This window comes from Inquilinus sp. OTU3971 (genome assembly GCF_038440215.1).
This window is the reverse complement of the sequence record NZ_JASATH010000132.1, coordinates 1-22,704: the sequence shown is the minus strand read 5'-3', so window position 1 is coordinate 22,704 and position 22,704 is coordinate 1. Positions and strand designations below refer to the sequence as shown.

Sequence of the window (22,704 nt, the reverse complement as noted above, 5' to 3'; positions counted from 1 at the left end):
CTCAGAGGATGAAATCCGACGTCGTCAACGCCCCCGTCTCCGAAAGGTATTCGGTGCCCCAAAGGCGAAAGGCAAGATCGGCAGAGCGATCACCGTCGGCGTCAGCCGAGACGATGAAGTCGGCTCCCCTGATGTCATAGCGCAGCTCGCCAGGCCGGCCGCTGAAATCGGCTTCTCCGACAAGCCTGAACGCCTGGCTCCCTGCGTGCGTGAGGTCGGCATCGATGCGGGAGAGGTCGATCGTGTCCCGGGAACTGAAGTCACCGATCCCATCGGGTGCATCGGGGCGGCTTTCGACGAGACGGTCAAACCGAATGATGTCCTCTCCGCGGCCCGTGCTGATGCTGTCGGCGCCTCGCCCTCCGACGATCGTGTCGTTTCCGTCGTCGGCAATGAGGCTGTCTGCGCCGCCGCGACCTGAAAGCAGGTCATCTCCATCATGACTGTAGAACACGTTTTCGCCATCGGTCCCGACGAAGATGTCGTGACCGATCGATCCAAATAAATTCTCGATGCTGCTGACCGTCGCAGTGTAGAAGATGGTCTCGCCGGTTGGTCCGATCAGAGCTGTCCCTTCGCCGAGATGGATGAACGCGCCGCGGCCTGTCAGGTGAAAACTGTCGATCTCATCCCCACCGTCGACGATGTTCCCCGTCTCCGACATCAGGGCCATCGAAGAAAAATTCGTCCCATCCGTCGCGACCGTAGAACCGGCTCCCGCCAACTCCGGTGGCGTCATTCAGGAAGATGCCGTCACCCGCAGCGCTGCCATAGACAGTATCGCCGCCGTCTTCCAACGTCAGGAGCAGGTACGGGCCGGAGTTGTTGTCCTCGATGTAGTCGTGACCGGTGTAAGCGTGAACGACATTCAGGTCGTCGTCATTGATGGGGACGACGATGCGATCGTCGCCGTCCGTTCCTTCGATTCGAGCCATTTTGCTTCTCCATCCATGGCAAGCGGTCGCCGATGGTCAGGTGGCAGACCAATCAAGGAAAATGTGCCTATGACTGTGAAGGCAAGCGGAGACGGGCAAAATTCGCGGCAGTCGGTGCTCGGTCTCCTCCTCGACGCCGCCCTGGGGCTGTTGGAGCCAGGCTCGACCCCGGGAGATGGTGGGGGCTCGGACCGAGGCCGGCGGAAGTGAGCCGGGGCCTGGCGCCAGCAAGTTTGCTCAGATCCGTCGCATTCACCGCCGTTCTGACGGCTCTCGGCGGTTGCCAGGCGCTCGACGATCTGGACCGTGAGGCTTACCAACGCGCATGCGATAATCCTGGTATCCAGCGCGGGACACCAACCTGCGACCAGTGCATGCTGCAGCAGCAGAGGCTGGACAGCGAACACAGCCAGCGGTTCCTCGATCGTGAAGCACTCCAAGGAAGACTTTGACCGCAAAAGATGCTCGGATCGGAACCGTTGCAACAGGCGTCGCCCTGGCCGCGTCGGATCCATTGGATCAGGACTGCGTCTGATCAGTGGTCCGCGGCCCCAGTCATGAGGTCCCCGCATGCAATCAGCCCGCAAATACCGTGCCCGGATCATGCTTGTCGCCAGCGCATTGGCGCTGGCGGCATCGCCTGCCGAGGCCGATGACACATTCGGCTTCGACATCGACGTCACGCTGTCCAGGAAGGCCGCCGACAAGCTCGCTTCGCAGAAGGAGGAAATTGTCGCCTTCGCCTCCTACTACGGCGATCCCAAGCGGAGCGCGGAGAGGCACGCCAATGAGCTCGGCCAAATCGATCTCACGCCGCAGGACGAAGAGGTGGAGATCCCCGGCTCAGGCGGGCGCGCCCACATCAGCGGCGCCAACGTCGACCCGAAGCAGCTCGACTGGATCGCCGGCCCGGCCAAGGTCAACCTCAACATAGCGTCAGCGCGCAAAAGCAGTTCGAACAATCTTCTCGCCTGCGATTTCATCGATGGTCCGCTCTCTGATGTCAGGAAGGCACCGATTACACTCCGCTGTTCCTTGATCGAAGAACATCCAGAAACGAAGATGTGGCCGTAAGACTCTCACGAGGAGCCTTCTGCTGGCAGACCACGATCTCCGCCAGCATGGCTCTGGCCCCAAGGCGAGCTTGAACAGCGCCTAATACAGCGATTCTGATTCTATAGTCCATGAAGCGGCTTGGTCGTCGTTCGCAAAAGGTCGGCTGCGGTCAACCCGACGGACGTCCGCTTCCGGGACGCCGGCGCGATGACCGCTTCGGGTCGTCTCCCGCCATTCCCCGTGGGTGCCAAGCGTCAGATTTGCACCACTAGGCCCGGTTCTTCAGGCGCACGGAAGGGGTGCTCGTCTCGATATCGGTGCCCTTCGAGGCCAGGGCTCTGATTGCATCGGCACGGGCATCGATCGCCGCGTCGATATCAGCGGCCAACTTGCGGTTGCGGTCGAGCATGCGCTGCATCGCCGGACCCGGGATGGCGATCACCGTGCTCGCCTCGTCCGCAATGAGGCTGACTGGGCTCGATGATCCACGAAAGCTCTGGCGCAGGGCGAATATTTGCCCGGCCGAGAGTCGATCAATAGTGCGTGGACCCTTCGGCATGTCGACAAGCATCGACAGACTGCCGTCCAGCAGGACGAAAAAGGCAATCGCCGAAGCGCCCTGTTCCAGGAGGAATTCGCCGGTCGCGTAGCGCTCGACCCGCGACTGATCGGCAAGTTCCTCGAGACCGGCCACAGGGTCTCGCAGCGCGCCGCTGTCGGCGAGCAGTCGAGCGCGCTCCTCGACTGTCGTCCCCCAGTCGAGTGCGGCACTCCCCACGTCGATGTCCCTGCCGTCTCCTGTCCGCATCAGCGAAATGCCGTGCCGTGGCAACACGCACCAGATGCGGTCGAGAAGCGTGCTGCAGGCCCGGTCGATCTTGGCCGGGTTGTCCACCGACACACTCACGACATAGCGAATGCCGCCCGCCGTCCATTCCGCTACACGGCAACCGGCGCTTTCGGGACCGATGCTCTCAGGTATGCCGCGCGCTGCGACCAACAATGCGTCAGTCACCCGTGCGGGAGGATATGCCGAGGGAATCACGATCGAAGTATTCACGACGAAAGGCCGCCCGCTTCGGACGATACGCAGGGTATCGGCGGCGATTCGCGAGCTCGGCACCACGATCCGCTCTCCGCCGGATTCAAGCGTCACCGCGCGCCAGTCCACCTGGACGACTTTGACGAAGCCCTGGTCAAGACGCAGCCAGTCGCCGATCGCGAAATGCCGGCCGGACAGCACGATGAGGCCATTCGCGAGTCCGCCAATCACACTCTGCAGGGCCAGGCCGAGTACCACTGACCCGACACCGAGCGCCCCGAACAATGTGCCAAGCTCGATGTCCCAGACCGTTGATATGATGAATGCGCCACCCACGACGACGATGGCGATCGCAACGAGTTCAAAAAAGAGTCTTGGAGCTTGAGCTTCGGTCGTGCCCCGCACCGCGAGAGCCACCATCTGCCCTAAGAGAAGAATGGCATAGAGAACCAGTATGCCAACGGTGGTATCTACAATCCTGAAAACAACCCCGTCGGCCGAGAACGGCGACAACTGGTGGATCAAAATCCATAACGCAACAGCTGGCAGAACCGCATTCTGGATGACTTTCAGCGGCCGCGCGAGGCTTGATCGTTCCAGTCGCCGTGTCGTCTCGGACAGGCCGAGAGTGACAGTCGGGTAGCCGAGGATGACGACTATCGCCCAGGCGAGATAACTGGACCATGTGTCGTTTGTCATGGTGATCACATCACGTGGCTGCAGTGGCGGCAGGCGTCGTTCCGATCGGCCGTTGCCAAGTCGCGACCGTCTCGGCCGGATTGATCGAGACGGACTCTTCCTCCACGAAAGCATCCGCCTCCGGAATCTGCTCCAGAACGGCTTTCGTCACTCGCGCGGAATTCGCATCCGCGTCGAAGACGATGCGGCGGGCGGTCAGCATGGTCACGCCCCACATGCTGTAGACGGTGCGTTGCCGGCCAACCAGGCCGACCTCCACGTCCCCGAGGGCGATTCCGGCCTTGAGCGCCAACGGGATGTTCCAGCTGCGACCGTGTCGGTCGGCAATATCGGCCACGGCATCAACAAATCCGAGTATCCGCCGGGCGCCGTCGAGCCTGGGTGTCGAAAGGCCGCAGGCCACGATGTAGGTTTCGCCGAAGGCATAGATCTTCTCCACGCCGGCGGCCAGCGCCGCCTCGTCGAAATCGCTGATCAGCTCATTGATCGACTTCAACGTGTCCCGAGCCGCGTCGGATATGAGAGCATTGAGGCCTTCGATATTGACGACCGCGACGGCGACGTTCTTGACGGCCTCGGCGACCGACTCGTCACCTATTCTGATTCGCTCGGCGATGATTTCGGGAAAGACGTTCCGCAGAAGCGCTTCGTACTCGTCAGTCTTCTGGGCAATCTTGTCGCTGCGTGCCGCAATCTCGTCGGCCATGGAGTTGAAGGCGCGACCAAGTTCACTGAACTCGTCGCTGCCCTTGACCGGAATCCGCGTCTCTTCGTCGCCAGCGGCCAGCTGGTTGACGCCGGCCAGCACCTCGCGGATCGGGTGGGTGAAAGCTCCCGCGGCGAGAAGGGAGACGATCGTGAGCACGGCCGCGGCAGCCGCGGCGACTTGGATCACACGACTGCGGAACTCGCTGACCGGCGCCAGTGCCTCTGACACATCCATCTTCGCAAGGATGGCCCAACGCGTCCCAAGAACGTCGATCGGCGCCCAAGAAGCCAATACATCGACGCCCCTATAGTCCTCGAGAACGTCGGTTCCGGAGTGGCCCGCAAGGGCCTCGTCTGCGGCCCGGCTGTCATCGGGTTGGTTCAGAACCGCGGAGTCGAATCGGCGGATGCGCTCGATGTCGGCATTGCTGATGCCGACTTCGCTCAAGGCCGCATAGTAGGACTCCGGACTTTCCTGCTGAAAACGCGAGCCGCTTCGCATCCGGCGGTCGGGGCCAACGAGAAAGGCTTCACCTGTCTTACCAAGGCCGACCTGTTCCCAGCGGCCGCCGGAGGTCATGACCTTGTCGATGTCGTCTTTCGACACCTCGGCGACCAAAATGCCCAGCACCTGCCCGTCGCGGATCACCGGCACGGCGACGAATGCTGCCGGAGCCAAGAGGCTGGGCAGATAAGCGCTGAAGTCCTCCAGCACGACCGAGCCGTCAGCGGTGCCGTCGCGCAGCGCCGATGCGACGGCGCGGCCGATGCCTGAATGCGCGAGCGGGCCCTCGACCACGTTGCTGCCGAAATCAATGCCCTTGTATATTGTATAGACGACCGTGCCGGTCCGCGCATCGACAAGCATGATATCACTGAGATTGCTGGCCTCCGCAGCCCGCGTCAGAAAGGGATGATAGCGCTGATGCGCGATGTCGTAGGATGTTCCGGTCCCGGCGGAGAGGAGCTTCTGTCTGTCATCGGCCGGATAGGGATTGTGGGCGATGTAGTCGGTCTGGAGACGGATCGCCAAAGGATCGCTCGGCAGGCACGAACTGGCGGTTAGATCGCCTTCGACAAGATTGGCGACCTGCGGAAGAAAATCCTTCTCGCAGAACGACATGAGCTCCGGTGGTGGCTTTTCCTGACCCTGGAGAGCGTTATACCCGCTGGTGAAGGCGACCATCCCATCAATTGTAGCCGGAGCCTGTGACAGGGCGACGAACTGGCGTTCGATCTCTCTGAAATAGCGCTCTACATCAGACTTCTTGCTTTCTCTCAACGTCGTCAGCTGATCGAAGATCGATGTCCTGAGTGATTGGGATCCGCTGCGATCGGCAACCAAGCCGGTGACGGCGATGCATGCGATGCCGCTCAGGAGCAGCATGGCCAGCAATTTCGAGCGAATGGACAAGCGACGGAGCATGGTTGGTTACCGCAGCGTCCTTGAAGCAGTGCACACGCCACCGACGGCAGTCGAAGCCAGTTGCAGAGGGTGAAGGTCCTACTCTGTTCGCAATCGGAGCTAGGCGGCGTCGGTGACTCTGATTGATGAACGATAGTGCATGAAGATCGATTGTCCAACCTGCTATACATGTGTGGCTTTCATTGCCGAGCAGTTCTCAAAATTCTACTGCGGATTTGCCGTTTTATTCAATATAACTTGTCATCAATGTTGATAAAATCACTTCATTCTTTTGGCCGGACCATCGCCCCAGGAATTGCAGGAGGAGCCGGCTGCGACGGCCGGTTCCGGGCGCGCTCTGATATCCGGGCCGACCGAGAAGGGCCGGATTCTGCGGGTTCGAGCGATGTCCGGTGTTGGGCCGCCGGCGCAATGGCCGGATATGGCGCACCTTGGCCGCGAGCAGTCCTATTGTGGCCTGGTGTGCGCTTACGATCTGACGGCCCTCACAGGAACCCGATCGAGATCCACGGCACCGCCGCGACGAGGACGAGGCCGACCGCCAGCACGACGAGATACCCGACGATCGGCCGCATGCCTTCGTCGGGATGGATCCGGCTGATCGCGCAGGCGGCGTAGTAGCCGACGCCGAAGGGCGGCGCGAACAGGCCGATGCCCATCGCCAGGATGACCACCATCGCGTAGTGCACCTCATGCACCCCGACCTCGCGAGCAATCGGGAACAAGAGCGGGCCGAACAGGACGATCGCCGGGATCCCCTCGAGCACGGAGCCCAGCACCACAAAGGCGATCACGGAGACGGCGAGGAAAGCGGGAACGCCACCCGGAAGCTCCCGCATCAGCGCGGCCAGCTGGGTCGAGAAGCCGGATTGGGTCAGCGCCCAGGCCATGCCGGTGGCGGCGCCGATGATCAGCAGGATCGCGCCGGACAGCGACGCGGTGTCGACCAGCATCGGATAGATCCGGCGCCAGTCGAAACGGCGATAGACCAGCAGGCCCGCGGCGACGGCGTAGACGATACCGATGGTCGAGACCTCGGTTGCCGTAGCGACGCCCTCGATCACCGCCGCCCGGATGATGAAGGGCAGGGCGATGGCCGGCAGGGCGACGAGGAACGCCTTGCCGATCTCCCTTCCGCTCGCGCGCTGGACACTGGACAGATCCTCGTTCCGATAGCGCCACCAGACCAGCCCGGCCAGCGCGAGGCCGAGCACCACAGCGGGCAGCAGCCCGCCGGTGAACAGCGCCGCGATCGAGACGCCGGTCACGGAGCCGATTGTGATGAGGACGAGCGATGGCGGGATTGTCTCGGTCTGCGCCCCCGTCGCCGACAGCAGCGCCACGAGGTCGCCGGGCTTGGCGCCGCGCGCCTTCATCTCGGGGAACAGGACCGGCGCCACGGCGGCCATGTCGGCGGCCTTCGATCCCGAAATCCCCGAGACGAGATACATGGCGCCGATCAGCACATAGGACAGCCCGCCGCGCACATGGCCGAGCAGGCTCGCCAGGAAGGCGACCATGGCCCGCGCCATGCCGGTCATCTCGATCAGCAGGCCGAGGAACACGAACAGCGGCACCGACAGCAGGATCAGATGGCTCATGCCCTCGTCCATCCGGCCGATGATGACCAGTGTCGGCGTCGATGTGGTCAGCGCCAGATAGCCGAAGGTCGCGAGGCCGAAGGCGAAGGCGATCGGCACGCCGAGGAAGACCATGGCGCCGACGCCGCCGACGAAGAAGATCAGCAGGTTGGCGTTGCCGAGCGGCCGCAGCGCCGGGCCGAGGAGGGCGGCCAGGCCGATGACGGCTGCCACTGCCAGCAGGGCGGTCGCGGCATCGCGCCAGCCGGCGACCCGGATCAGCCGCACCAGCCCGACCAGGATCATCAGGCCCATCCCGACCGGCAGCGCCGCCGCGCGCCAGGAGTTCGTGATCTCGAGCGCCGGCGTGGTCACCCAGACCTCGTCGGCGGCGAACTCGTAGGCCGGCTCGACGACGAGAACCAGGAAGCCCAGGCCCGCGGCGATGGCGACCACATCGAGGAAGGCCCGCTGCCGGGGGGCCAGGAAGCCGATGACGGCGGTCATCCGCATATGCTCGCCGCGGCGCAGGGCCACGACCGACCCCAGCATGGCCAGCCACAGGAACAGGATCGAGGCGAGCTCGTCGGACCAGATCAGCGGTTCGTGCAGGAGATAACGGCAGACCACGCCCGCCAGGAGGACGCCGACCTCCGCCAGGACCAGAAGCGCGGCAGGGATTTCGACGAGAGCGCCGACCACGGTATCCAGCCCGGCGACCCAGCCCGGCGTCCGCACGCGCGGCGCGGCCGGAGCGGACTCGGCGGGTGCGGTCATCTCGTTCATATGCGTCGCCATGGCGGTCGGATCCGTCTAGTGGGAACGGAGGGGGGCCGCCATCGGCCGCAGCGGCCGATGGACGGTGCGGGGCGTCGTGCCCGGCGGTGCCGGAGGATCAGCCGAGGGGGCCGGCGACCTGTTCGAGCAGGCCCCAGGCTTCCGGGCCGTACTTCTCCTTCCACTCGGCATAGAAGGAGGTGCCGGCCAGCGCCGCGCGGAAGGCCTCGCGGTCGACGTCGATGAAGGACAGGCCCTTGGCCGTCAGCTCCTGCTGCAGGCTCTGGCTGAGCCCGGCGATATCGGCGCGCTGGTCCAGCGCCGAGCGGTCGAGCTCACGGGTGATGATCGCCTGGAGATCCTCGGGCAGCCGGGCGAAGGCACGCTTGTTGCCGAGCACCCAATAGCCGTCCCAGACATGGCCGGTCAGGCTGCAGGACCGCTGCACCTCGTAGAGCCGCGTGGTCGCGATGATCGCCAGCGGGTTCTCCTGCCCCTCGACGACCTTGGTCTGCAGCGACGAGTACAGCTCGTTGAAGTTGATCGGGGCGGGCGCGGCCCCGATCGCCTTGAACAGCGAGGTCAGGGCCGGGGCCGGCGGGACCCGCATCTTGAAGCCCTGCAGGTCGGCGGGCCCGCGGATCTCACGGGTCGAGGAGGTGACGTGCCGGAAGCCGTTGTCCCAGATCTTCGAGACCGCGAAGATCGGCGTCTTGGCGATCGCCGCGCGGATATGGGTGCCGAGGTCGCCGTCCATCGCCTTCCAGACCGCGTCGTAGTCCTTGAAGGCGAAAGCCAGGCTGGTCATGCCAGAGAGGGGCACCAGCGTCGCCAGGATCAGCGACGACAGGTTGAAGAATTCGACGCTGCCGTTGCGCACCTGGGTGAGAAGGTCGGTGTCTGAGCCGAGCTGGTTGGCCGGGAACAGCTTGATGTCCAGGCGGCCCGAGGTCGCCTCGCGGATCCGGTTCAGCGCCTCCTGGGCGCGGATGTTCACCGGATGGGTGGGGTCCTGCCCGGTCGCGTATTTGAGCTCGAACTCCGCCGCGTCGCCCGGCCTCGTCAGGACGGTGACGAGCGGCAGCGACGCGATGCCTGCGAGCACGGCGCGGCGGCCGGGGCGAAGGTTGTCTTGGGTCATGGTGTCCTCTCCTGGATGGATGTCTGGCGCCCTGATCTTCGTCAGGTTGGTTTCGGGCGGCGGTTCGCGGCTCAGCCGCCGTTCAGCGCGCGATAGGCCCGGATCACCTGGCTGTCGTCGGCCCGCCCGTCGCCGCGGCCGGATGTCGACAGGAACAGCTGGTGCGATAGGGCGGCGAGCGGCAGGGCGGCGCCGGTCTCCCGCCCCGCCTCGAGCACGATGCCGAGGTCCTTGACGAAGATGTCGACGGCGCTGGAGACGGCGGGATCGTCCTGGACCATGCGCGGCCCGCGGTCCCGCAGCATCCAGCTCGCCGCCGAGGTGCCCGACAGGATCTCGAGCAACGTCCTGGCATCGACGCCGACCTTCCAGGCCAGCGCAAGGGCTTCGGCCGCGGCCGCGATGTGCACGCCGCACAGCAGCTGGTTGACGGTCTTCACCATCGCCGCTTGGCCGGGCCGTTCGCCGACATGGAAGATCCGGTCACCGAGCGCCGCGAGAACGGGGCGCACCGCTTCGAACACCGCCCCCGGCGCTGCCGCCATGACGGTCAGCGTCCCCGCCGTCGCGCCGGCCGTGCCGCCGGAGACCGGCGCGTCGACGAAGCGGCGCCCGGCCGGGGTCACCCGCGCCGCGATCGCCTCGACCGCGCGCGGCGGGCAGGTCGCCATCAGGCAGACCACCGCCTCGGGCGGCGTCGCGGCGAGGGCGCCTTCGCTGAAAAGCACCGCTTCCGCCTGCCTGGCGTCGACCACCATCAGCACGACCACATCCGCGTCCGCGCAGGCTTCGGCGGCGGAGGCGGCGGCACTGCCGCCGGCGTCCCGCAGCTCGGCGAGCGCGCGCGGGTCGAGATCGAATCCCCGCACGGGGAAGCCGCGCTTCAGCAGATTGCGGGCCATCGGCCGGCCCATCGCGCCCAACCCGATGAAGGCGATCCTCTTCATTCGCCTTTCCCGCTACAGCCAGGACTTGACCGCCGCGCGGATGGCGCTCGCGGACAGGCCGTAGCGGTCGTGCAGCGTCGGCAGCGCCCCGGCGTCGAGGAACTCGTCGGGCAGCGCGATCTGGCGGAAGGCGGGGGGACGGATGTCCGAGCGCATCAGGAGGCCGGCGACCGCCTCGCCGAGACCGCCCATGACCGTGTGGTTCTCGGCCACGATCACCATCCGCCCCGTGCGCGCCGCCTCGCGCCGGATCGCGGCCTCGTCGAGCGGCTTGATCGTCGGCACATGCAGGACGCCGACCTCGACGCGGTCCTCGCGCAGGGCCTCCGCGGCCTCCAGCGCGCGCATCGTCATGAAGCCGGAGGAGATGATCAGCGCGTCGGCGCCGTCGCGTAGCAGCGCGGCCTTGCCGAGCTCGAAACGGTAGCCGTACTCGTCGAGCATGAGGGGCACGTTGCCGCGCAGCAGGCGCAGATAGACCGGCCCCTGATGGTCGGCGAGCGCCGGCACGATCTGCTCGATCTCATGCGCGTCGCAGGGGTCGATGATCGTCAGGTTCGGCATGCCGCGGAAGATCGCGATGTCCTCGGTCGCCTGGTGGCTCGGCCCGTAGCCGGTGGTCAGGCCGGGCAGGGCGCAGACGATCCTAACGTTCAGGTTCTCCTCGGCGATCGCCATGCAGATGAAGTCATAGGCCCGCCGCGAGGCGAAGACGGCATAGGTCGAGGCCCAGGGCATGAAGCCCTCGCGCGCCAGGCCGGCGGAGGCGGCCATCAGCAACTGCTCGGCCATGCCCATCTGGTAGAAGCGGTCCGGGTGCTTCTGCGCGAAGATGTGCATGTCGGTGTATTTGCCAAGATCGGCCGTCAGACCGACGATCTCCGGCCGGGTCTCGGCGAGCGCCGCCAGGGCGTGGCCGAACGGCGCCGGCCGCGTGCGCTGGTCCGGGCCGGCGAGGGAGGCGATCATCGCCGAGGTGGTCTGGCGCGGCCGGTCGCCTGCCGGGCCGCCGTCGAGATGGGCCGGCCGGACGTATTTCGAGCGCCTCATGACGTCATCCCCGCATCGATGATCCGGATCGCCTGCTGCCATTCGTCCTTGTCGACGCGCAGGAAGTGGTTTCGCTCCCGGGCCTCCAGGAACGGCACGCCCTTCGCCATCCGGGTGTCGCAGATGACGAGGCGCGGCTGCCGGCCCGGATGGGTGCGGGCGGCGTCGAAGGCGCGGACCAGGCCGTCGATGTCGTTGCCGTCCACCCGCTGGACGAACCAGCCGAAGGCCTCGAATTTCGGGGCCAGCGGCTCGAAGTCGAGGACGCCGGTCGACGGCCCGTCGGCCTGCATGTTGTTGACGTCGACGATGCCGATCAGGTTGTCGAGCCCGAAGCTCCCTGCCGACAGCGCGGCCTCCCAGGTCGCGCCCTCGTCGAGCTCGCCGTCCGAGAACAGAGTGTAGACGAAGGATCCCGAGGCCTTGCGCTTGAGGGCGAGGCAGAAGCCCACGGCGATCGCGAGCCCGTGGCCGAGGGAACCGCCCGTGATCTCCATGCCCGGCGTGTAGGCGGCCATGCCCGACATCGGCAGGCGGCTGTCGTCGCTGCCGTAGGTCTCTATCTCGTCCTCGGGAATGATCCCGGCTTCGATCAGGGCGGCGTAGAGGGCGATGGCGTAGTGGCCGATCGACAGCAGGAAGCGATCGCGGCCGTCCCATTCGGGGTCTTCGGGCCGATAGGTCAGGGCGTGGAAATAGGAGACGGCCAGCACGTCGGCGATGCCGAGCGCCTGGGCGATGTAGCCCTGGCCCTGGACCTCGCCCATGCGCAGGGCGTGCCGGCGGATGCGCCGCGCCCGCTCGGCCAGGCTCACATTCGACCCGCGATGCGGCGCCGCGTCGGGGCGCAGGTCGTCAGCCATGGATCAGCATCCCGCCATTGACGTCGATCACCGCCCCGGTGACGTAGGCGGAGAGGTCGGAAGCGAGGAAGAGATAGGCGCCGGCGACGTCGCCCGCCTCGCCGAGCCGGTTCAGGGGAATGGTCTTCACGATCTCGGCACGCATCGCGTCGGTCAGCTTGTCTCCGGTGATGTCGGTCTGGATCAGGCCCGGGGTGATGCAATTGACGCGGATCCCGTCCGATCCGAATTCGCGGGCCATGGCCTTGGCCAGGCCGAGCACCCCGGCCTTGGCCGCGGAATAGTGCGGTCCGCCGAAGATGCCGCCGCCGCGCTGGGCGGAGACCGAGGACATGCACACGATCGAGCCGCCGCCGCGCTCGCGCATATGCGGGATGAAGGCCTGGCTGAGATTGAGGACGCCGCGCAGATTGACGTCGAGGATCCGGTCCCAGTCGCCGGGCGCGATGTCGAGGGTCCTGACCGGCTGGGTGATGCCGGCGTTGTTGCACAGGATGTCGACGCGGCCGAGGACGGCGATCGCCTGTTCGGCGGCCGCGGCGCAGGCGACGGCGTCGGCGACGTCGCAGGCGAGCCCGATATGGCCGTCGCCGAGGCTCGCGGCCGCGCTGCGCGCGCCGTCGCCGTCGAGGTCGAGGATCGCCACTCGGGCTCCGTGCCGGGCGAACAGCCTGGCGGTCTCCAGCCCGATGCCGCGCGGACTGGCCGCACCGGAAATCACGGCCGTCTTGCCGGCGAGCAGCATGGCTTCCTCCCTTGGTCGCTCCCTGGCCCAGTCTTGGCCGCGGCCGGCGGTGCGGGACAAACGCGAACTTTACATCGACCGATGAATCTGGTTCATCGAAGGTATGCTGAAGGACGTCTCCCTGGCCTCGGTGCGCGCGTTCGAGGCGGCCGCCCGCCACGGCTCCTTCCGGGCGGCTGCGCTGGAGCTGAACCTGTCGCCGAGCGCCGTCAGTCACGCCATCCTGAAGCTCGAGCAGGCCCTGGGCACGGCGCTGTTCGAGCGCGACGGGCGGCAGGTGCATCTGAGCCCCGACGGCGAGATGCTGATGCGCCATGTCGGCATCGCCTTCGACGAGCTGCGGCGGGGCATGGAGGCGGTCTCGAACCGGAAGACGAAGCTGCTCCGGCTGCATTCGGCGCCGAGCTTCGCCGCGCAATGGCTGTCGCCCCGGCTCTCGGGCTTCTTCGCGGCCCAGCCGGATATCGAGGTCCGCCTGGCCGCCAGCACCGAATATGCCCGCTTCAGCAATGACGATTTCGATGTCGACATCGTCTACGGTCCGCCGCGGGCCGACGGCGTCGTGGTCGTGCCGCTCGGGGAGGAGCTGGTGACGCCTCTCTGCGCGCCGCAGCTGGCCGACGCGATCCGCTCGCCCGCCGACCTCCTCGGGCAGGTCCTGATCCAGAGCGAGGTGAAGCGGGTGCGCTGGCCGGACTGGTTCGCGGCCAATGACATGACCATGCCGGCGCCGCACGGCATGCGCTTCGACCGCAGCTTCCTGGCGATCGCCGCGGCCGTGGACGGGCTCGGCATCGCCCTGGAGTCGACCCGCCTGGCCGAGCGGGAGATCAAGCGCGGCCTGCTGGTCGCGCCCCTGGCCGGCGTCGCCCTGGACGTGACCTATGTCGGGCACCACCTGGTCTATCCGCGCGCCCTGCGCCAACGATACACGGTGCGCGCCTTCGCCACTTGGCTGCTGACGCAGCTCGGCCTCGACCCGACCCTGCCGGCATGACGGCGGACGGTGCCGGCTCGCTGCCAGTTCGATGAACTGGATTCATCCTTGATTGCATAAAATCCGTTTGTCCGGCCCGGCTGGTTGGGCAAGCCTCGACCCAGAGCATCGGGCCGAACGGTCAGCGCGGCCCGAGCAACAATCAGGGATGGCCGGGAGGGGCGACAGATGGGCTGCGCGCTGGCGCGTGACGTGACCGATCGCGTCTCGACCACGGCGGGGCGCCTGCCGTGACTGAATCCCCCTTCATCCTGGAAGCCCTGGCGATCGAGAAGCGCTTCGGCGCCACGCCGGTGCTGAAGCAGGCCGACCTCAGGGTCGGGCGCGGCGAGATCCATGCGCTGCTCGGCGGCAACGGCGCCGGCAAGTCGACCCTGATCCGCATCGTCTCCGGCTCGCACCGGCGGGACGGCGGCACCATCCGGGTCGACGGGCAGGAGGACTACGACGCCGCGGCCATCGCCGTCGTCTTCCAGGAATTGGCGCTGCTGCCGCATCTCTCCGTCGCGGAGAACATCGCCCTGCCGCACCGCAAGCGCGGGCTTGGCCTGGTTCGGCCCGGAACCGACGAAGCCCAGGCTGCAGCGGCGCTGGCGCTGATCGACGACACCCTGGCGGGCGATGCGCTCACCCGTCCGGTGGCCGAGTTCGACCTGCATCAGCGCCAGTTCGTCGAGATCGCGCGGGCGCTTAGCTCCGGCGCCAGGCTGCTGCTGCTCGACGAGCCGACCGCCAACCTGACTTTCGCCGAGACCGAGCGCCTGTTCGGCATCTTGCGGCGCCTGGCCGGACAGGGGATCAGCACGCTGATCGTGTCGCACCGCATGAGCGAGATCCGCGCCGTCGCCGATGTCTGCACGATCCTGCGGGACGGCCGCACGGTTGTGGATCGCACTCCCGTTGCGGAGCTCAGCGACGACGCCATCGTCGAGGCGATGGGGCAGGGCGTCGGCCCCGGCAGGAGCCGTGTCGCGGCATCCGCAGCCACGGCCGACGGTGCGACCGTCGAAATCTCGGCGCCGGGCGTGTCGCTGCGGCTGCCGCCCGGCAGCATCCTCGGCCTCGCCGGCGCGCCGCTCGGGCCCTCCGCGCTGATGGACGCCCTGATTGGTGCCGTCCCTTCGGCGACATGGACCATCGGCATCGACGGCGTGCCCGCGCGCTTCACGAGCCCGGCCCAGGCGGTGCGCAGCGGCGTGGGCTATGTCTCGGGCGACCGGGCCGGGAAAGGCATCCTCGCGGCGCTGCCGATCCTCGACAACATCGTCGCGGCGGCGCGTGTCGCCGGCCGTCGTCTCCTCGCGAGGGGGCAGGAAGCCGTCACCGCCCAGGCGGCGCTGGACCGGCTGTCGATCAAGGCGGGATCGGTCGACGCCCTGCCGCAGACGTTGAGCGGCGGCACCCAGCAGAAGCTGCTGCTCGCGCGCTGGCTCGAGCGTCCGCCCCGGATCCTGGTGCTGGAAGAGCCGACGCGCGGCGTCGACATCGGCACCAAGCGGGAGATCTACGCGATCATCCGCCAGGCCGCGGCCGCCGGCACCGTGGTGGTGTGGTGGTCGACCGAATTCACCGAGCTCGCCGAGGTCTGCGGCCGGATCGTCGCCTTCGATCTCCGCGGCGAGGTAAGCGGCGTCCTCAGCGGTGGGCAGGTGAACGAGGTCGTCCTGGCCCAGGCCACCGGAATGGCGGCGTGACGGGCGGCCGCATGCAGAGGGAAGAGGGCAGCATGGCCGACGTGATCATCGGGTCATCCATCGCCAAGGACGAGCGACGGCGCCGCGCACCGCTGCCGGTCCGGCTGGCGCGCGGCTACCGCACGGAGGGCGCGATCGCCGCGGCGATCCTCGTGATCCTGTTCGTGGTGAGCTTCTGGTCTCCCCACGTGCTCACCTGGGGCAACCTCGCCAACATCGCCCAGGCCTCGGCCCCGCTGATCCTGATGTCGCTCGGCGTGTTCCTGGTGATCGCGACCAGCGGCATCGACCTGTCGGTCGGCTCGACCTTCTCGCTGACCGGCATGGTCGCCGGCCTCGCCCTGTCCTCAGGCCTTGCCTGGCCGCTGGCCTGCGTCGCCAGCCTCGGCGTCGGCCTCGGTGTCGGGGCGATCAATGGCGGCCTGGTGACCTTCGCCGGCCTTGCGCCCTTCGTCGTCACTCTGATCACCTATGCGATCGGCGGCAGCCTCGCCTTCGTGATCACCGACGGCCATTCGATCGCCATCCTCGACCCGGATTTCTGGCTGCTGAACGGCGGCGAGATCGTGCCCGGCGTCGCGAACTTCTTCCTGTTCTGCGCCGTCGCCGTGATTGCGGTGGAACTGGCCCTACGGAAGCTCGTGCTCGGGCGGTGGATCTATGCCGTCGGCAGCAACGACAAGGCCGCCCGGCTGCTCGGCATCCCGGTGCGCGGGGTCCGCTTCGGCGTCTATGTCGCCTCGGGCCTGGCCGCATCCTTCGCCAGCCTGCTCAGCCTGTCCTATATCAGCAACTCGGAGGCGACGTCGGGCGCCAATCTGATGCTCCAGGCGATCGCCGCCTGCGTCATCGGCGGCGCCAGCCTGTTCGGCGGCACCGGCTCGGCGGTCGGCGCCATGCTCGGGGCCGTGATGATCACGGTGATCCAGAACGGCGTGAACCTGGTCGGCATCAACAGCTTCTGGCAGGGCGCGGTGACCGGCTGCGTCATCCTGATCGCCGTCCTGATCGACCGTGTCACCAAGCTGCGGTCCTGACCCGGTCGGGCGGCTTCACCACAATCAATCGATACAGGGAGGACACAGATGGGTCGTTCGATCATCCCGGTTCTGGCCGTTGCCGGCCTGGCTTTCGCCGCAACCCTGGCGCCTTCGACGGCGCCGGCTGCGGGCAAGACCTACACGGTCGCCTATATCGCGCCGTCCCTCGACATCTCCTACTGGCAGTGGGTCTCCTACGGGGCGAAGACCAAGGCCGCCGAGCTCGGCATGGAGTACATCGAGATGGACTCGCACAACTCGCCGGTCGACCAGATGACCAATGTGCGCACGGCCGTGACCCGCGGCGTCGACGCCATCGTCATGGGGCCGGTGAGCTCGACCAGCACGCCGCCGGTGCTGCGCTTCCTGAAGCAGCAGAACATCCCGATCGCCTTCACTGGCATCGGCCCGCAGCCCGGCGAGACCGACTACACCTCCTCGGTCACCGCCAACAACCTCGAGGGCGGCAGGGAGGAGGGCAAGTTCGTCTGCGCGCTGGCCAAGGAGCGCGGCGGCACCAAGATCGGCATGCTGTCGCTGCCGCAGGACCGCGAGAACGCGCAGAAATATCTTGCCGGCGCCAAGGAGTCCTTCGCGGCAGAGGGCTGCGAGCTCGTCCAGATTCTGCAGACCAAGGGGCTGACGGTGCGCGAGGCGGTGGACCAGGCCAACGACCTGCTCACCGCCCATCCCGACATCAAGGCGATCTACGGCATGTATGACGAGGCGGCGACGGGCACGGCCAAGGCGCTGCAGACCCGGGGGCTGGCCGGCAAGGTGGGCCTCGCGACCGCCGATGGCAGCCCGACGACGGTCAGGCTGCTGCGCGACGGCGTGGTCCAGGGGCTGTTCCTGCAGGAGGCCGGCGGCCAGGGCATCGAGGCGGTGCAGCAGGTCTACAACGCGCTGACCGGGGCGCCGGTGACCAAGGACCTGCCGCTGCCGCTGGTCCTGGTCACCACCCAGACCGTCGGCACGCCCGAAGCGCAGGCCAAGCTGAAGCGGGTCTATCCGCCTTCGGCCGGCGAATACTGAGCCGCCTTCTCAGCCTCAGACCTCCAGGACGGCCGCGCCATGGACGATTTCCCGATCATCGACGCCCATCATCATCTCTACGACCTGGAGAACCATCGCTATCCCTGGCTGCAGGACGGGGTGAAACCCAGCGCTTTCGGCGACTATTCTCCAGTTTGCAGCAGCTATCTGGTCGAGCATTTCCTGGTCGATTGCCGCCGCCAGAACGTGGTCAAGTCGGTGCATCTCGATGTCGGTTACGATCCGGCCGATCCGGTCGGCGAGACGCGATGGCTGCAGGGCGTCGCCGACCGGCACGGGTTTCCGCACGGCATTGTCGGCTACGCCAACCTCGCTTTGCCGAATGTGCGCGAGATCCTCGAAGGGCACCTCGCGTTCCGCAACTTCCGGGGCATCCGCCAGTCGCTGAACTACCATCCGGACCCGGCCAAGACCTATCTCGACCGGCCCGGCGTTTGCGGCGAGGCCGCCTGGCGCCGCGGCTTCGCCCTGTTGCGAGATCTAGGCCTCTCCTTCGACCTGCAGATCTACTATCCGCAGATGGAGGAGGCCTACGACCTCGCGCGGGCCTTTCCGGACACGCAGATCATCCTGAACCACACGGGGATGCAGGTCGACGGCCCGGAGCATTTCGAGGCGTGGAAGGCCGGCATGCGGCGCCTGGCGTCGGCTCCGAACGTCGCCTGCAAGATCTCGGGCCTCGGCATGGGGGACTGGACCTGGACCGTCGACAGCATCAGGCCCTATGTCCTCTCCGCAATCGAGGCTTTCGGCGTCGACCGGTGCATGTTCGCCAGCAACTTCCCGGTGGACAAGCTGTTCAGCAGCTACGACGCGATCTTCAATGCGTTCAAGCTGATCACGATCGATTTCTCACCGAGCGAGCGCCGGCGCCTGTTCCATGACAACGCCGAACGGCTCTACCGGCTCTGATAGCTTATTCTTGTGTGTTTGATGCCCACCCCGTCGCGACAGGATGATGTAGAAGTGCCGCGGAGCGGGGAAGATCGACGGCAGCGTAGCCGCAATGGTTGCCTCCAGGCTCGGGCGCAATGACTACTTCTGGCAACACCCAATCAGGTTCGGCAGCTCAGAGAGAAACATGAACTGCCATTTCGCGTGACGTCCGCTTTCGGGACGCCCGCAAATGTCGGCTTGCGACGCCCGCTGATCGGGCGAGATCGCCGTCAAACGACCGACCCTGACCAATTTGGGTATGCGTCCGGTTTGGAGGCGCCGCGGCAATGGCCGGAAATGGCGCGCATCTGCCAGGGCAGAGGAATTCCGCACCTGACTCACGCGGCCCCAAATAGGGGTCCCTCTCGAATGCCGAGATCGAGGCGCTGCTCGCGCTGCCCACGGCCGAGCCCGGCCTGATCCAGCACAATACCCTGAGCCCAGCCGACCTCGTTGTCGCGCGACGCCGCGGCCGCACAACCGGTTGGGCCATGCCATCCGCTCGCCGATCCAGTCACTCAGAACTGCAGTACCGTGATGGAGGTGGGTCGAGCGTGAGGAGGAGGCGATTGCCCACCGGGGCGACAGACGGCTTGGTCCGATACACAGGAAAGAGATTATTGGACCCGGCGCCGGACAGCGCCGTGACAGTCGCCGGCTTGGGCGCGTATTGGGGTGAATACAAGAACTGTCCGTAGACCTCCGACATCTGAGAACGGACGGGCAACACGTTCGGATTACGCGGCGGTCTGGAAGTCGGAGGGAGCCCTGCGAAGTGGGCGGAAAGCGCCGAGAGGCGGCAGATCCTGGTGGCTCCAGTCGTAGGTGCCGATCAGGTTGATGTGCTCCCAGATTTGCGGCGAGACATGGCGCCGGATGTGATGCGGCAGCTCATGGCCTTCGGCTCGCAGCTGATCGACCGCCCGCGAGAGATAGGCCGTGTTCCACAGGATGATGGCGCTGACCACCAGATTGAGGGCCGAGGCCCGAAACGCCTGGCCCTCGAAGGCGGCGTCGCGGATCTCGCCGCGCTCATGGAAGAACACCGCCCGGACCAGCTTGTGCCCGGCCTCGCCCTTGTTCAGACCGGCCCGGCAGCGGGCGCGCAGCGCCGGGCTGGAGTACCACTCGATCATGAACAGGGTGCGCTCGATCCGGCCGATCTCGCGCAGCGCCGGGGCCAGCAGGTTGGTCTTCGGCAGCGCCGCCAACTTCTTCAACACCGTCGACGGCGCGACCTCGCGGTCCTCGATAGACAGGGCGATGCGCAGCACCTCGTCCCAGGCCTCGCGGATCGCCTGCTCGTCGATCCGGTCGCCGATGTGCTGGCGCAGCAGCGGGTCGGCGTCGGCGAGGATGTATAGAGACCAGTCCTTCAGGTTGCGCAGCCGCGGCACCAGGCGTCGGCCCAGCACCGCGAACAAGGCGAAGACGTGGTCGGTGGCGCCGCCGGTGTCGACATAGTGCTCGGCGATGTCGAGCCGGGATGCATGGCCGTAGATCCCGTCCAGCACATAGGCGGCCTCGCTCTCGGTCACGCCGATCGGCAGGATGTGATAGTGCCCGTACCGGTCGGAGACCCAGGTGTAGAACTTCCCGCCCGGGCCATGGCTGTAGTGGGTGTTGACGTCGCTGCGCTTGCCGGCGCGGCCCGCGGCAGGGAGGAACTGGCCGTCGGAGGAGGAGGCCGAGCCGTCGCCCCAAATCCGGGCATAGGGATGGGCCAGCTGCGCGTCGATGATTCGGGCGAAGCCGGTCTTGAACGCCGCATCATGGGCATGGAACTGACGGCACCAGCCGATCTGGCGGGCAGTGACGCCGGCAGAGGCGTCTGCCATGCCCTTGAGACCGAGATTGGTGGCGTCAGCGAGGATGCCCGCATGGAGCGTCTGGATGTTGCGCGGCAGGTCGCCGGTGCGCAGATGGGTGAACGCCTCGGAGAAGCCGGTCCAGGCGTCGACCTCGGCGATCAGCTCGGTGATCCGGACCTGCGGCATCCGGTCGAGGATCAGCCATTTGGCGTCCTCCGCCGCCTTGGGCACGGTCGAGCGCTCCGGTGAGACCACCAGCTTGCCCTCGGCCATGCGGACATCCGTGAGCTTGCCGGCGCGGGCACGATTGGCCAGCTGCTGCAGCTTGAGGGCCAGCTCCTGCCGCTTCTCGGCGAGCCATGCGACGGGATCGGGCGGCACGCCGAGGCGCAGATCGTCCGCCTCCTTGCGGGCCGCGACGGTCGACGCCGGCACCAGGTCGGCGGTGAGCGGCCGGAAGGTCCGGCCGCCTGCGACCCAGACGTCGCCGGAGCGCAGCCGATCCCGCAGCACCGCCAGGGTCGCGACCTCGTACAGCTTGCGGGGCTTGCCAGCGGCGAGCATCGCCTTGCGGACCTGGTCTGCCAGATGCCCGACCGGCGGCTTGGCGGGCAGTCCCCGGCGGCGCTCGCGGTACAGCTGCCGCAACAGCTCCAGGGCCGCCGCCAGCAGGGGATCACGCCGCCGGGCCGATCGAAACACGAAGGCTTCGATCACCGCCTTTGCGCATCGCCGGACCATATCCGACTGCCCGGCGACATCGACGAGCGGATCGGGCTCGGCCGCGCCCTCGAAACTTTCCAGCACCGCCTGCGCCTGCATCAGGCGGTGCCATCCGATCCGCTCGTGCAACAGCCCGATGGCGTCACTGTCGGTCTCGTTGGCCTCGCTGAGCGCGCGCAGGGTGTCGCGGAACAGCCGCAGCAACTCCCCAGCGGTCCGGCCGGTCTCGAGATGGCGCTGATTGCGGCGCGATCGGGCCTTCGCGAACTGCCGGCCGACGAGCCGGCAAAACATCGCCACCGCCGCGTCGGTCAGGCGGAAGCCGAGTTCGATCAGCTGGGCCGCGACCGTGGCGCGACGGCGACCGGCGTTCAGATCGACCGCGAGATGGGCGGGCGTCACCTCGCCCTCGCGCACCAGCTGGCGCCAGCGGTCGGGATGGATGCGCTCGCGGCGCCGAGGATCGAGGCCGAAGTCGCGAATGACGCGCAGCCGCTCCAGCAGCGCCAGCAGGTTCTTCTCGCCCGGGGCCTCGGGTGGGGATCTGAGCCAGGCAAAGCGGGTGATCCGGTTCGCGGGATCGACCTCAAGCAGTCGGTCCAGATCACCCGGCCGCTCCGCCGGCAAGCCGTCGAGCAGCGCCGCCTCCATGCGCCGGCGGGCCAGGACCCGGGCGGCGCGGCCGATGCGGTCGAGCGCGTCCGCCGCCGGCAGCACCGCGTGCCGGTCCCGCAGGGCCGCGATCATTGCCTCGGCGATCGGCTGCCCCTGATCGGTGGTATCGGCGGCATCGAGAGCCGCCGCCAGCGCCGCGCGGCGATCGTCGCGGCCGGCGACATGCAGCCCAAGATAGCGCTGCGCTTCAGCGGCATGCTCCCAGCGATTCTGCTCCCGGCGGCTATACTCGGCCAGGTCTTCGGGACAAACGCCGATCTGCTCGGCAACGAAGGCAACCATCGCCTCCGGCAGCACCTCGCCGTGTAGCCAAGCTCGACCGGGATGTCGCATCAAGCACAGCTGGACAGCGAGACCAAGGCGGTTGTGCGGCGTCCGCTTCGCCATCACGAGATCAAGGTCAGCCGGATCCAGCGTGCAGTGCCGGATCAACTCCCTCTCGTCCTTCGGTGCTGCGAACAACGCATTCCAGCGATCAGCCTTCAGCAAGGGACGACGCGACACGATCGATCTCTGTTCAGCGATGGAGGCGCGACCGTAGCCGAGATTCGGGCAACGGCACTGAATCACTTTGAATAGGCGCTGACCATCCAGATCAATTCCGGTAGAGGCCTGTGAAAGACTTGCGGCAGACCGCCGTCGTTGAAATGCTGGGACTCACGGCCAGATCGGCGGTCGCCGACGAGAGATCAACGCCATCGGGTGTGACAGCCACACGAACAGCAGACCTGATGCCCCGACTTCGATGTTCCTGTTTTGAGCTCAGATGTCGGAGGCCTACGGACAGTTCTTGTCGCGACCCC

At 66.9% G+C, this 22,704-nt stretch carries 17 protein-coding genes; 6 read left to right on the top strand and 11 right to left on the bottom strand.

The window, feature by feature from the left end:
- Window position 1: 1 nt before the first annotated feature.
- Together AAHM41_RS27360 and AAHM41_RS27355 are read right to left on the bottom strand one after the other, a co-directional pair.
- Window positions 2-673, bottom strand: coding sequence for a M10 family metallopeptidase C-terminal domain-containing protein (locus tag AAHM41_RS27360; protein ID WP_342239773.1), 672 nt, complete (start codon window positions 671-673; stop codon window positions 2-4).
- Window positions 627-935: a hypothetical protein gene (locus AAHM41_RS27355; protein WP_342239772.1), complete on the bottom strand. Its 309-nt coding sequence runs from the start codon at window positions 933-935 to the stop codon at window positions 627-629. The genes AAHM41_RS27360 and AAHM41_RS27355 overlap by 47 nt, the downstream gene beginning before the upstream one ends.
- Window positions 936-1,505: 570 nt before the next feature.
- Between AAHM41_RS27355 and AAHM41_RS27350 the strand changes: the two genes are divergently transcribed.
- Window positions 1,506-2,009 carry a hypothetical protein gene (locus AAHM41_RS27350; protein ID WP_342239771.1) on the top strand — a complete coding sequence of 168 codons (504 nt, stop codon included), beginning with the start codon at window positions 1,506-1,508 and terminating at the stop codon, window positions 2,007-2,009.
- A gap of 250 nt (window positions 2,010-2,259) precedes the next feature.
- Here AAHM41_RS27350 and AAHM41_RS27345 read toward each other — a convergent pair whose 3' ends face one another.
- The 8 genes from AAHM41_RS27345 to AAHM41_RS27310 form a co-directional block, all read right to left on the bottom strand.
- A complete protein-coding gene (locus tag AAHM41_RS27345) occupies window positions 2,260-3,732 on the bottom strand; it encodes a mechanosensitive ion channel family protein (protein WP_342239770.1) in 1,473 nt (490 codons plus the stop codon).
- Window positions 3,733-3,742: 10 nt separating this feature from the next.
- Entirely contained in the window at window positions 3,743-5,827 is a 2,085-nt protein-coding gene (locus AAHM41_RS27340) for an adenylate/guanylate cyclase domain-containing protein (RefSeq protein ID WP_342239769.1), read from the bottom strand.
- 524 nt (window positions 5,828-6,351) lie between these two features.
- Window positions 6,352-8,244 carry a TRAP transporter large permease gene (locus AAHM41_RS27335; protein ID WP_342239768.1) on the bottom strand — a complete coding sequence of 631 codons (1,893 nt, stop codon included), beginning with the start codon at window positions 8,242-8,244 and terminating at the stop codon, window positions 6,352-6,354.
- A gap of 97 nt (window positions 8,245-8,341) precedes the next feature.
- Window positions 8,342-9,364 (bottom strand): TRAP transporter substrate-binding protein, encoded by a 1,023-nt coding sequence (locus AAHM41_RS27330; protein ID WP_342239767.1) that lies wholly within the window; start codon window positions 9,362-9,364, stop codon window positions 8,342-8,344.
- A 71-nt stretch (window positions 9,365-9,435) separates the two neighbouring features.
- Window positions 9,436-10,311 carry an NAD(P)-dependent oxidoreductase gene (locus AAHM41_RS27325; protein ID WP_342239766.1) on the bottom strand — a complete coding sequence of 292 codons (876 nt, stop codon included), beginning with the start codon at window positions 10,309-10,311 and terminating at the stop codon, window positions 9,436-9,438.
- 12 nt (window positions 10,312-10,323) lie between these two features.
- A complete protein-coding gene (locus AAHM41_RS27320) occupies window positions 10,324-11,361 on the bottom strand; it encodes a transketolase family protein (RefSeq protein ID WP_342239765.1) in 1,038 nt (345 codons plus the stop codon).
- Window positions 11,358-12,224: a transketolase gene (locus tag AAHM41_RS27315; protein ID WP_342239764.1), complete on the bottom strand. Its 867-nt coding sequence runs from the start codon at window positions 12,222-12,224 to the stop codon at window positions 11,358-11,360. Before AAHM41_RS27315 ends, AAHM41_RS27320 begins: the two co-directional genes overlap by 4 nt.
- The gene (locus tag AAHM41_RS27310; protein ID WP_342239763.1) at window positions 12,217-12,969 is read right to left on the bottom strand and encodes an SDR family NAD(P)-dependent oxidoreductase; all 753 of its coding nucleotides are present in this window, start codon (window positions 12,967-12,969) and stop codon (window positions 12,217-12,219) included. Before AAHM41_RS27310 ends, AAHM41_RS27315 begins: the two co-directional genes overlap by 8 nt.
- Before the next feature lie 103 nt (window positions 12,970-13,072).
- Between AAHM41_RS27310 and AAHM41_RS27305 the strand changes: the two genes are divergently transcribed.
- The 5 genes from AAHM41_RS27305 to AAHM41_RS27285 all read left to right on the top strand — a co-directional run bounded on the left by AAHM41_RS27305 (window position 13,073) and on the right by AAHM41_RS27285 (window position 18,668).
- Window positions 13,073-13,966: a LysR substrate-binding domain-containing protein gene (locus AAHM41_RS27305; protein ID WP_342239762.1), complete on the top strand. Its 894-nt coding sequence runs from the start codon at window positions 13,073-13,075 to the stop codon at window positions 13,964-13,966.
- Between the two features lie 230 nt (window positions 13,967-14,196).
- Complete coding sequence (locus AAHM41_RS27300) at window positions 14,197-15,660, top strand: sugar ABC transporter ATP-binding protein (protein WP_342239761.1); 1,464 nt, start codon at window positions 14,197-14,199, stop codon at window positions 15,658-15,660.
- Window positions 15,661-15,692: 32 nt separating this feature from the next.
- The gene (locus AAHM41_RS27295) at window positions 15,693-16,697 is read left to right on the top strand and encodes an ABC transporter permease (RefSeq protein ID WP_342239760.1); all 1,005 of its coding nucleotides are present in this window, start codon (window positions 15,693-15,695) and stop codon (window positions 16,695-16,697) included.
- A 48-nt stretch (window positions 16,698-16,745) separates the two neighbouring features.
- Window positions 16,746-17,735, top strand: a complete 990-nt coding sequence (locus AAHM41_RS27290; RefSeq protein WP_342239759.1) for a substrate-binding domain-containing protein — start codon at window positions 16,746-16,748, stop codon at window positions 17,733-17,735.
- Between the two features lie 39 nt (window positions 17,736-17,774).
- On the top strand, window positions 17,775-18,668 hold the full coding sequence (locus AAHM41_RS27285; protein ID WP_342239758.1) for an amidohydrolase family protein: 894 nt from the start codon (window positions 17,775-17,777) through the stop codon (window positions 18,666-18,668).
- Window positions 18,669-19,429: 761 nt separating this feature from the next.
- Here the strand turns inward: AAHM41_RS27285 and AAHM41_RS27280 are convergent.
- Window positions 19,430-22,405, bottom strand: a complete 2,976-nt coding sequence (locus AAHM41_RS27280; RefSeq protein ID WP_342239757.1) for a Tn3 family transposase — start codon at window positions 22,403-22,405, stop codon at window positions 19,430-19,432.
- Between the last annotated feature and the right edge of the window lie 299 nt (window positions 22,406-22,704).